Consider the following 11445-nt stretch of genomic DNA (forward strand, 5'->3'; position numbering starts at 1 on the left):
GGCTTCTTTATTGCCATTTCATAAGGACCATCTTGGAAGCTTTTGGTGGCCAAAGTTGCACAGGTTATGCAGTTGCCTAAGATCAATTTGCGAAATCAGAAAACTTGTTCAGCAAGCCCTAACTAGAAACCTTTTTTCATTTTTTAAAAGACATGACCAGTATTATTGTTTCTTCAAACAAATTACGAAAGAGATAAATGAAACTGATTATAATCAATTTTACAATAAAATGCGTGGTTTGATTTTAGTTTCATTATCTGATGGTAGCATCTCAAAGTTCAATAATCAAGTATATGAAAGATATCAAGTTATTTCATTATTTTCTCGAACACCTCCTAAAGTAATAGAACAGGAAAATAGTGAATCAAAGCTCAAAGTTATCCAAAAAACAGACCATGGTTTTCAACCTTTCTCAGCTAGCTTTTTTTCTCCATATTTATCTAGTTTACTTGAAACTAGTAAAATGGACCAGTTTTTCCATGTATTTTTATTAGGAGAGAATATTAAGGAAAGACAAGATGTTAGAGATGCAATTTATAGAGAATTAATTGCATTCTTTAAGAGTAGATATGAGGAGGTCATAAAAAGTGAATGAACTATTAAAAGTATTAGAATTAATCAACTCAGTCAAAAGAAAAGGATTATCAAAAAAAGAGTTAATTGATCAGATCAATGATAATCATATGAATAGTATGTTTTTCAGTAGCTATATTACTCTTGATGATATACTTGAAGCAAATATTCTTATTGGAAGACTAGAAAGGGACAAAGGTCAAATAATAGTGACAGAAAAAGGGGAAAAATACCTACAAAAATTGCATAGATAGCTAATAACATTTGACACCTTAACTCGTGCAACCGCGGGGTTTGAATTAAAAATTAATCATTTTTGGAAATCATGCTGTCATATATCGACCTAGTATTGGAAATTCTAAAATAAACGAGGTTAGTCTCATTTTATATATATTTAGGGATTGGGTACCTCTGAAAACTGACAACGATAAGCCTATATCTCTAGCATTTTTTTCTTGTTTATCCGTAATCCCTCTGATTGTCTGAAAAGCTACTACGTTTTATGTAGCGTCAATGCACATTAAGGTTAAATATTTAAAAGGCCAAAAGGAAGTAGAAGCCATCATAAAACGGCTGCCCCCGGTACAATGGGGGCTGATTTAACATTTAACTAAGCCTTGAATAGATCAAACATTGGCTTAAAATCAATCCCGGCCACCTTACTATTACTGTATTTCGAGTAGACATGGGCACGGCCTTCTTCAAGGTGGTATGACTTGATGCCAAGGGATATCGAGATCGAAGCCTCAATCAAGGCAGCAAACTTGTCGCAGATTTCTATTAACTGGCCATCCAAGGGGGAACATTTATTAAGATCATAACTGTTGTTAATTTCATTGGATGTTAAGAACTCTATTCTCCCATCTTTCATTATCTTGCTCATAAACTCGTTTTCAATAAAGTACTTAATTTCCTGGTGCCACGCCACGGGCAACAAGGGGAAGATTCTTTCCTCAACCTGCCTTTTCTCTATATCCTTTATTATTTCTTCAAGTCCCTCTACCGAACTTTTTACTGGGGACACTATGTCCCTAGTAACCACTTCGGGAAGATCATGAAACAGGCCGCCGAAAAAATTATTGTAAATTCTTTTGTCACACGCTTCTATTTCCGCAGAAAACAGGTAGGCAAACATGGCAACGATTAGCATGTGTCCCAAGACAGAGGTTTCCGGAACCCTCGGTGTCTGTGCCCACCTTTTTTGGAACCTCAGCTGTCCGACCATGTCCAGAAATGCATGTGTCTTTTTCCCCAGCTTTATCTTTTGAACTCCGGCCAGGTCGTAGTGCTCTTCTATCTCGTTTTCTATGTTTTCCCTGGTCTGCTCAAGCCCATAAAGGGTTGAATTAAGGTTGTAGATTATGCCGAATTCCCAGTTGGTAGCAAGGTAATGAGCCGCTTTTAAAATTCTTTTCTCCAGAGCACAATAACCTGTGTTGAAAAAGTATTCCTTAAAATTATCTGCAAACGGTTTTTTCAGTTCTTTTATATTATCCCAAAGCCTCTCCAAAACCCAGGTATTAATTTCGGAGCCCTTGTTTTTCATCAACTCGTGGTAAACCGTCGGTTTGATATCGGTAAGCTTGAGCCGGTGAAGAAACTCGAAAATACCACCCTCTATGATGCCCCTCCAGTTTATTGAAACACCCCTGTCTGTTTCCTCCGTCCTGGCTAGGACGTAGGCAAACACCATCTTGTGGGCCTGTTTATCGAGCTCCGTAAAGCCAATATGTGGCCTAATATGGTCGTTCCACCGTTGGATGCTTGCCGCATCGTACAACAGCTCAAAAATTTCTTTTTCAATCATTACCATTTTTCGCCTTCCCGGATTAATTACTTATAACATTTGCAGTTATGCCCTCAGTACCAGTTATATATCTTTCGTTTGCATAATGGGTAAATTTTCAGTTGCTATTGACTAATTAGTTATATCAAACAGTAATATTTTTTTTATCGTTTAGTAACTCTCTCCAATATTTAAGAGCTATTTCCCTATCCAAACAACTTGTACAAAAATTGCAATGCTTATCTCCCATACTGTTACAAGAAAAAGTCTTTTCTATGGGAACTCTCAGTCTCACAGCTTCTTGAATAACTTTTTCCCTCGGTTGTCCAGTAAAAGGAGCTATAATTTCATAATTACCTAGTGACATTCCTAATATAATTTTTATCTCATTAAGGAAGCTTTCTTTTGTATCTTCGTATGAATTTTGCCCAACTAAACCTATTGAGATATTTTTGCATTTTATCCTATATGAATATGTGGCTGCTAGAGCTATTAATATTAAATTACGGTTAGGGAAAAATTCTTTAATAAACCATTCTTTCCGGGATGATAAATCTGATGGGTAATCCTCACATAACGTTCCTGTTCCTATATCCCTAATTTTTTTTACATCTAATATGAGTAATCTATTAAAAAGATCACTAGTAAGAATTACTTTTATTGCCTCAAACTCACCCGGGAAAGAAATTTGCCCATAATTTATAAACATGGGGTATACTATGAAATTTCTTTTTGCTAACCAGTAAAGCAGAACAGTGGAGTCTATCCCGCCTGAATACAATAAAACAACTTTTCTATTATTTAAGGCAATCATATATTTCACCAACAAGATCATTTATGGAATTACATATTACATTACATCCATTTAGTATCATATTGTTTAGTATTCTATTTGAAGTATTTAAACCTACTGTAAAAAAACCCTTGGAATAGGAATATCCAATTTCAAAACATGTTCCAGGATCATCATGATCTAATAATGCCACAACAATATCTGATTTCTGAATTAATTCAATATCTGCCTTAAATATTCTTACCTTATCTTCTGGTGAAGCATTTTTCTTTAGTATTCCATTCTCTCTTGAGGGTGATAATACCGTAAATCCAGAACTTTCAAGAACATTGCAAATCTTATTTACCCAGGATAACTCTTGTTCACTGAAAAATGGCCCAGCCAGATAAATAGTTTTATTAATTGCTTCGGGCATTTCAATTACTTTTCTAGTCTTTATGTCTACCTCTACATCTTCTCGACTTATAATAGCTTCTGTATCTATTTTCTCAATAAAATTCGCTGCGACACATGAAGCGATAATTGCACTATATCTAATATCACTAGTTCTAAGAAACGTAGATGCTAATGCCCCTCCAAATACATCACCTGAACCAAGAGTACAAACAACATTACTGCTGAATGTAGGTATGGTAAAAGAAGAACCATCATTTTTCACAATTATACAACCTCTATTTCCTCTCTTTACAACAATATATTCAATACCAGTTGCAATAACTTTATCAATGGCTTCGTTAAGATTACTACTTTCTGATAATAGTTTTATTTCATCCTCATTAACTAACAATACATCACAATATTGTAATAATTCTTTTGCCTCACTAATAGAGTGTTCATTTGGCTTAGGATCAAGAAATATTATGATACCGTCTTTTTTACCATCTACACACAAGTACTTAGGTAGTGTATGGTCTATTGGGAATATTAATAACCCTTTTGTTCCGCTTGGAATTATTGGTCTGTAGTCGTACCCAGTTTTTACTGTAGTCATGGGCCTGCTTATTTTATGCTGATATTTTTCAAAACCAGTAACAAGGTATTTTGGATGGTTATAATTTTCAATATATCTTGCACAATCAAAAGAGATACCCATTGCTTTCCAATAACTAAGAGAATATTCATTTTGGAGTTCCGGCCCATATAACGTTAAAAAGGTAGGGTTTAAACCTTGCTTTGATGCAGCTATTGAAGCATAAAGCCCGGCACCTCCCCACCTTCTATTTATTATTGAGTTCGGATAAACTAATATATCCCTTGCAATTTCACCATATATAGACAAACTCAAATTAATCACCCCACAAAAGACAAATATCCATTTCTACTCAATAACCATAATAAATAGTCCAATACCCCCAATCTAGCGCCAAACTTATAGCATATATTTCTTAATATTTCTTCTAAAAGCAAATATTCTTTATCCGTCATTCTCAGGGGAACTTCAATCCCAATTTTATTTAGGAACCTAATTATATGTACATCAAAAACAGCATAATCGAAGTTATAGCCAACATTTCGCAAAAACCAACTTGCAGACTTCATGCCATAACCAGGACACCTACACAACCATTGCCTCGACATATTCGGTTCTAGTAAATCTAATTTACTTTTTATGTCCCAGTTACATTCTGACCAGAGCCAGTATCCTGCTTCAGCTACAGTTACCGGCTTAGATTCCAAAAATCTATATTTCCTGTACCCTCCGTTTTTTGTCTTTGGCTCAAACTGACTTTTACTTAATTCTTGCTTAATATCATTTGCAGTTGCTCTAATAATGTCAATATCTATATATAGATAACTGTTTATAAAAGATTTCTCTTTTAATTTCTTTAGAGCGGACATATTTAATTCATAGCTAATTCCAAACCCTCCAAGTATTACAAAAAAGAATTCATCTATTAGCTTATTATTATCCCGCTCGACTTTTGGTAATTCTTCTTCTATTCTAGCTCCATATAACTCCCATAATCTTTGAAGTATACTTTCGGCAGCCGAAACAGCAGTAATCACTTTATTTTTCACCCATTAAAACGATTTGAATATCAGGGTTATTCTGTGTTCCAGATACTTTATTTATTCTTCCAGAATATCTCCAACCATTGTTAATACAGCTTATTATTACTCCACTTTGAGATGGCGGTACCACACCAATATAAAAATCATCACTTATTCTAAGAACTTGCAATACTGGGACTGCACCTTTTATAACATTTATATAAACCCCCTGGCTAACAGCACAGGAACTGTAAATACTTTGTGCATTTCCCGTTATAAGAACTGAAAAATAAAAAGGCCCTGAACAAGGTTCTGATCCAGAACTCCAACCACCACTACTACCACCATATCCGCCTCCGCTACCTCCCATTACAATAACAACCCCTTCCATTTAATTAATAATAATTTCCGCAATTAAGAATAAAGACCTTTTTTTAATTTACTACAATATATACGATAATTCGACAATATTTTTAATTACAATTCTTCAGAAAAGTATAGTATGGTAGATAGGAGTATTAATACTCGTAAATGTTTTTTATTTAATTTCTGTGTTTACAATTCATCCTGACCAATGGGATCCAAACAGGCAGCGAACCTCAAAAGATTAACTGAGTTTAGTTTTCTTTTTGGCCCTTTTTATCTTGATCAAATGATTGAAATAATGTGGGGTAATATCAATGTGAAAAATGTGCCAATATTCTAGAAGGATGAGCGAACTAAATTTGACAAGAATAATGCCCTATTGCAATGACTGTCTAAGATCTAGACCGTTACGAAGATAAATTCCAATTATGTCCACAACAATTCCTCGATAGCTCTCTCCAGTTCTCTGTTCCCTGGTATAGTATAACGAGTAACATATCTATATGAGTGAGCAATCCCTTATCATATGATTCATTAAACAAGCTATAACAACCAGGGGAACCTTACGAACTGTCAGTTCGTGGCCGAAGGTATGACGTAAGACTTGAGGAGTTATGGTAAAGCCTATAATCCTGATGTTCACAGGGTTATCCGGTATCTCACCTAGACCTTTGAGCCATTTAAGAACTGATAGATGTATGAGGTTTAACTGGACAGTACGAGGCTTATAGTTCTGGCTAGCCTAGCGTTTAAAGTCCACTATGTCAAGCTGAGTTACATTACGATAACCGAGGTTTTTAAATTTTGTCCATATTTTTTGGAACCCTTCTGCCTGTCTGCATACCCCCCCGTGTGTACCCCCCTCGGAAAGTAGCCATCTCTCTATTTCTGTAAAGTCGACCGACATAAACTACGCGGCAACCAGGCTATTTTAATTTATTTAAACCATATGGCTTGTACACTTAAAGTTCAGGTGCTTTCTGCTCCTATTGGTATTCAGAATTCTCGCTCATTTATTTATGTATGATAGACTACAGTATATGCCTCAGCACCAGACCGCAATAATGATTAAAAACGGCCTCTTCAAATCTGATATAATTGATTCGGCCAATTTAACGTATATGTGGAATGAGGCGCTATGAAAAACCTTGAGACAGTGATAGCAGCAATTCAATATATTGAAACACATTTGTCAAATGAAAAGATCGACCTTGATATTGTCGCCGCTGCGGTACACTACTCGAAATACCACCTGCACCGTATCTTTACCGACGCGGTGGGGGTTACTATACATGATTACGCGCAGCGCAGGCGGCTGACGGAAGCTGCCAAACTGCTGGTTTTTTCAGATAAACCGATTATAGACATCGCCATTCTGGCCGGCTACGACAGCCAGCAGGCTTTCAGCAATGTGTTCAAGGCCATGTATAAGCAGTCTCCTCACCAATTCAGAAAAAATGAGGTGTTTTATCCGTTGCAGCTGGAATACAACTTCAAAGACCAGCGCGAATCCCTTGAAAACGCGCGGAAAAACTCCACGAGAGAAATCCGCTTTGCCGGAGAAGCGGATATTCCGTTATGGATGGACCTGGTGCGTCTGGCCATTGACGGGTTCCCCTGCCTGGAAGAAGATGAGCACTTAACCGTCCTGAAACGCTATATTGCCAACAAAGGCGCGCTGCTTATAACCGAGGGCGGCATTTCTATCGGCGGCATGATGATTAACTACGAAACCGGCAGCATAGATTTCCTTGCGGTACACCCGCTTTACCGGAAACAGGATATTTCCCGGGACTTCTTGCATGTGGCGCTCACCGAGCTGCTGAAGAATAAGGAAATCAGCATTACCACATTCCGGGAGGGCGACAAAGCGGATACGGGATACCGTAAAGCCCTCAAGGAGCTGGGCTTTGCCGAAGGGGAACTGCTGACGGAATTTGGGTATCCGACCCAAAGGATGGTTTTGCCCAGGGAGAATAAAAATGACTAACGCACAGCGAGCGGGCAGGCGCAACCCTCACGCGCCTGCCCGTATTAACGAAAGCAAAAAGAAAGTACCAGTTGAAACACCGGCTTTTCCCGATGAAATCGCGCATCTTGAAGATATCAGGGGCAAGCTGGATAAGGCCATTAAGCAAGCGCATGATTCAGTCGGGCATATCGGCGAAGAATATATGGATGTCAAGCGGTACATGGTAGAGCATCGCGGTGAAATCGACCCCCACGAGATGTTCCAAAATGAAATGGCTTTAAAGCGCATTGACAAGAGGGGGGCCGCTGCGTCTGCAATTCGGGATAAACTCGTCAAACTACTGGACTCGCCTTACTTTGCCCGGATTGACTTTCGGGAGACATCCAAAGTAACACCCGCCGCCTTTTACATTGGCAGGTTTTCTTTCAGCCACGCCAATGAGCTGCACATTTCTGACTGGCGCTCCCCGGTGGCCAGCATGTTTTATGATTGCGAGGTTGGGCCGGCGGGATACGACGCCCCGGATGGACGGATCGACGGCGAGCTGACCCGGAAGCGGCAGTTCAAAATTAAGAACGGCTTGATGGAATATGCGCTGGAAAGCTCGGTTAATATCCAGGATGATCTTCTGCAGCGTGAATTGAGCCATACTTCGGACGAGAAGATGAAATCCATCATCGCCACCATTCAAAAGGAACAGAACCTAGCTATCCGGAACGAAAAGGCGGAGACCCTCCTTATTCAGGGGGTCGCGGGTTCCGGCAAGACCTCCATCGCGCTGCACCGGATCGCTTACTTGCTCTACCGCTATAAAGACAGGTTGTCGGCGAAGAACGTGACCATCCTGTCTCCCAACAAGGTCTTTGGGGATTATATTTCCAATGTCCTGCCCGAATTAGGCGAGGAGCCGGTCTACGGGATGAGTTTTGCGGATATAGCCGGAGTCCAGCTTGAGGGCGTCATCCGTTTCGAGGCCGACAAGGACCCTCTTGAAACAGAGGACCCCAAATGGGCGGAGCGGGTGCGCTTCAAATCCACACTGGATTTTAAAATACTGGTGGACGAGTACCTGGCCCGGATGCCTGAGGCCGTCTTTGAGCCGTCTGACTGCACTTTTGGCAGGTTCTCCGCCAAAAGTGAATGGATACGGGGCCGCTTTGCCGCTTACCACAGGCTCCCGGTCAAGGGGCGCCTGGTGATGATTGCGGAAGACATCCTTGACCGCTATGAAACCGACTACTTCATGGAGAAGCCTTTGCCAAAGGCCGGGGCCGTCTTAAAAAGCCTGGCCGCGATGCTGAAGATGAAGAATACCCTGTCGCTCTATAAGGATTTTTATAAGCAGAACAATATCGCAGACAAATTTGTAATGCCGGCGAAGAAAACCCTCGAATGGTCCGACGTGTACCCGTTTATATACTTCCACGCCGCTTTCGAGGGTTTGCGGGAGAGCCGGCTTATACGCCACCTGGTTATCGACGAAATGCAGGATTACACACCGGTCCAATACGCGGTGATGAATGTCCTGTTCAAGTGCCGGAAAACGATCCTGGGAGACTTCGGGCAGTTTATCAACCCAAACCATTTAAACACCCTCGGAGACCTGCGCCGGCTGTATGAAGGCGCGGAATATGTAGAACTGAATAAGAGCTACCGCTCGACCTATGAGATTATCACCTTCGCCAAAAGTATCCAAAATGTTGCTTCCCTGGAGGCGGTCGAGCGCCATGGGGATGCTCCCGACCTCGTCTATTGCCGCAGCGGGCGGGAAGAACTGGCGGTGATAAAGAAAAAAATCGACGCTTTTCAGAATAGCGGGCATGCCACCCTGGGCATTATCACGAAAACGAACAGCGCGGCAAAAGCTCTTTATGATGTGCTGTCCCGAAAGTACCAGGCGCATTTGATTTCGCCGGAAAGCGCGGCTTTTGAGAACTGCGTATCGATCACTTCGGTCCAAATGTCAAAGGGGCTGGAATTTGACCAGGTGATCATACCCGCGGCCAATAACGAGACCTACTTCAGCGAATACGACCGCAGTTTGCTTTACATTGCCTGCACCCGGGCCATGCACCGGCTGTCTTTGACCTATACCGGCGGACTGACCCGGCTGATTGGCGCAAGTGATAGCTGAAAAGTGCCGGTTTATCCCGGCACTTTCTTAACCGTCCCCATTTGTCTGCTATTGCAGCGAGCCGATGTTTTCTGAAATGCTTTTGGCCTTGATCTTTTTGAGCGGCCCGATGACGGAAAGCCGGGTCACAACAAGCGCGGCGGCGAAAACGCAGACGATTTGCACCAGAGGGAAGACCCACACTATTTTGAGCGACGTTAAAAGCTGTGTAATAAGCGCCTTTTGCAGCAGGATGCCCAGGATACACCCGGCGACGGCGCCCGTAATGCAGTATGCCGACGCCTCTGCCGTGATCATCCGGTTAAGTTGTTTTCCCGACATGCCCACCGCCCGCAGGACGCCCAGGTACCTCATTTTTGAAGTGACGCTGGTGTTCATCGTGCTGACGATATTGAGGATGCTGATGAGCGCGATAACCACCACAAAACCGTATACGAAAACCGCCATGGTAAAAAAGGTCTGGTTCATCTCGCTGTTTTTCTGCCGCGAATCAAGATAGGTGATATTGCTCCCGATCATGCGCTTGATTTCAGAAACTGTTTCCTCCTGGCCGTCCTTTTCCAGCTGAATATCGATGATTTTAAGCGTGGAGTCTCCCGTTATCGCGGTATACTGCTTTTCCGTCGTAATGAAAGTCGCCAGGTTCAAATTGCTGTCGGCAAAGGGCACAGTACGAAGGACGGCCATAACCGTGAACGGCTTTTTCCCGGATACAGTGTCGATATAAACCTTGTCCCCCGCATGGAGCTCCGCCGTCCGGACCGAGACTCCCTTTCGTATATTCTGCAAAACGGCGATAATGCCGTCCTGGGCGTTGAGCGTGTCTTCGGACAAGTCGCCTTCCAACAGGTCCGTTTTTGCCCACTTCAATTGATTTTTGTCATAAGAGATCAGCCATGATTTTTCCGGAGCCTCAAAGAGGCCCTCGGTGTTGACCTCAATGCTGCCGACCTCCTTCACATACTCTTCGGTAAGCCGGGACGCGTCGAAGGTCGCGTTCACATAGCCGAACATCCTGCCGTATACGTGCTTTATTCCCGGCAGGTGCGACAGCTGACCGTACAAATCAGGGCTGAGGCTTTCCTCTGAGGTCAGGGATATATCGGGCGTATACGGCTTCGTTGTCTTCAGGCTCGTATGCAGGAAATCAACAAACACGTTGAAGCCGAGAAACATCATAATGCTAAATGCAATGGAGGCCGACATCAGGGCCAGCGTTTTTTTCCGGGCGGCCGCGCTTCCAATCCCCATCGCCGACTCAACAGGCAGCAGCTTGGTCAGGATTCCTCCTTTTTGGACTTTTCGCATCCTGATTTCGCTGTTTCCCGTCACGGCGTTGACAGGAGACACACCTGAGGCCTTTTTCGCCGGCAGCATAGTCGCAATCGCGACGGTGAGGACGCCGAGGGCGACACCGGCCAGGATGCCTGTGGGGCTTATGGTAAACAGGGGAATCTCGGAAAAAATATAGCTGTTATAGAATTTAAGGAGCGCAGAGCAAAAGAGCGTGGCGGCCATCCCCAGAAGCACGCCGCCCGGAATCGCCCAGCGCAGCAGCAAAAACCCTTCCCTTTTCACCAGCCTCCTGATCTGCGTTTTCGACGCCCCGACGCACCGCAGAAGGCCGAACGAGCGCATCCTGTCCATGACCGATATATTGAAAGTGTTGTAAATCATTACCACGCCCGCAACCAGGACGATAAAAAAGAGGATCGCTCCCGCCTGGTACAGCCCCACTGCCGCCTTGTGATCGCTTTGCCCGATAACGGCGAGCAGGCGCTCGTTCCGCCCCATGCGCTCGTCGGATATCCCCAGGCTTTCCTTGATCT

The 11445-nt window shown here is 42.6% G+C and carries 10 protein-coding genes; 4 read left to right on the forward strand and 6 right to left on the reverse strand.

Translation table 11 applies throughout. The features are described 5' to 3' along the window. The coding region (locus NC238_15915; GenBank protein ID MCM1567393.1) for a hypothetical protein at positions 1-595 on the forward strand (595 nt) is incomplete at its 5' end. Continuing rightward, positions 588-827 carry a hypothetical protein gene (locus tag NC238_15920; protein ID MCM1567394.1) on the forward strand — a complete coding sequence of 80 codons (240 nt, stop codon included), beginning with the start codon at positions 588-590 and terminating at the stop codon, positions 825-827. The genes NC238_15915 and NC238_15920, both read left to right, overlap by 8 nt. Before the next feature lie 356 nt (positions 828-1183). On the opposite strand, the gene NC238_15925 is transcribed toward NC238_15920, so the two are convergent. From NC238_15925 to NC238_15945, 5 genes are all read right to left on the reverse strand, one after another. Then, on the reverse strand, positions 1184-2386 hold the full coding sequence (locus tag NC238_15925; GenBank protein ID MCM1567395.1) for an HD domain-containing protein: 1203 nt from the start codon (positions 2384-2386) through the stop codon (positions 1184-1186). A gap of 118 nt (positions 2387-2504) precedes the next feature. Further along, entirely contained in the window at positions 2505-3173 is a 669-nt protein-coding gene (locus NC238_15930) for a 7-cyano-7-deazaguanine synthase (protein ID MCM1567396.1), read from the reverse strand. Then, positions 3157-4437, reverse strand: coding sequence for a PfkB family carbohydrate kinase (locus tag NC238_15935; GenBank protein ID MCM1567397.1), 1281 nt, complete (start codon positions 4435-4437; stop codon positions 3157-3159). The genes NC238_15930 and NC238_15935 overlap by 17 nt, the downstream gene beginning before the upstream one ends. 5 nt (positions 4438-4442) lie before the next feature. Beyond that, on the reverse strand, positions 4443-5159 hold the full coding sequence (locus NC238_15940; protein MCM1567398.1) for a hypothetical protein: 717 nt from the start codon (positions 5157-5159) through the stop codon (positions 4443-4445). 1 nt (position 5160) lies between these two features. Then, positions 5161-5514 carry a hypothetical protein gene (locus tag NC238_15945; protein MCM1567399.1) on the reverse strand — a complete coding sequence of 118 codons (354 nt, stop codon included), beginning with the start codon at positions 5512-5514 and terminating at the stop codon, positions 5161-5163. A gap of 1134 nt (positions 5515-6648) precedes the next feature. On the opposite strand from NC238_15945, the gene NC238_15950 reads away from it, so the two are divergent. Together NC238_15950 and NC238_15955 are read left to right on the forward strand one after the other, a co-directional pair. Beyond that, positions 6649-7500 (forward strand): helix-turn-helix domain-containing protein, encoded by an 852-nt coding sequence (locus NC238_15950; GenBank protein MCM1567400.1) that lies wholly within the window; start codon positions 6649-6651, stop codon positions 7498-7500. Then, a complete protein-coding gene (locus tag NC238_15955) occupies positions 7493-9616 on the forward strand; it encodes an AAA family ATPase (GenBank protein ID MCM1567401.1) in 2124 nt (707 codons plus the stop codon). The genes NC238_15950 and NC238_15955 overlap by 8 nt, the downstream gene beginning before the upstream one ends. Before the next feature lie 48 nt (positions 9617-9664). On the opposite strand, the gene NC238_15960 is transcribed toward NC238_15955, so the two are convergent. Further along, positions 9665-11445: FtsX-like permease family protein (locus tag NC238_15960; protein ID MCM1567402.1), on the reverse strand; the 1781-nt coding region annotated here is incomplete at its 5' end.

Source organism: Dehalobacter sp. (assembly GCA_023667845.1).
Classification (GTDB): Bacteria; Bacillota; Desulfitobacteriia; order Desulfitobacteriales; family Syntrophobotulaceae; genus Dehalobacter.

What these genes read in the sequence shown, in the direction of transcription:
- NC238_15925 (MCM1567395.1), bottom strand. Translation starts at nt 2,386, where the DNA reads ATGGTAATGATTGAAAAAGAAATTTTTGAGCTGTTGTACGATGCGGCA.
- NC238_15930 (MCM1567396.1), bottom strand. Translation starts at nt 3,173, where the DNA reads ATGATTGCCTTAAATAATAGAAAAGTTGTTTTATTGTATTCAGGCGGG.
- NC238_15945 (MCM1567399.1), bottom strand. Translation starts at nt 5,514, where the DNA reads ATGGGAGGTAGCGGAGGCGGATATGGTGGTAGTAGTGGTGGTTGGAGT.
- NC238_15950 (MCM1567400.1), top strand. Translation starts at nt 6,649, where the DNA reads ATGAAAAACCTTGAGACAGTGATAGCAGCAATTCAATATATTGAAACA.
- NC238_15955 (MCM1567401.1), top strand. Translation starts at nt 7,493, where the DNA reads ATGACTAACGCACAGCGAGCGGGCAGGCGCAACCCTCACGCGCCTGCC.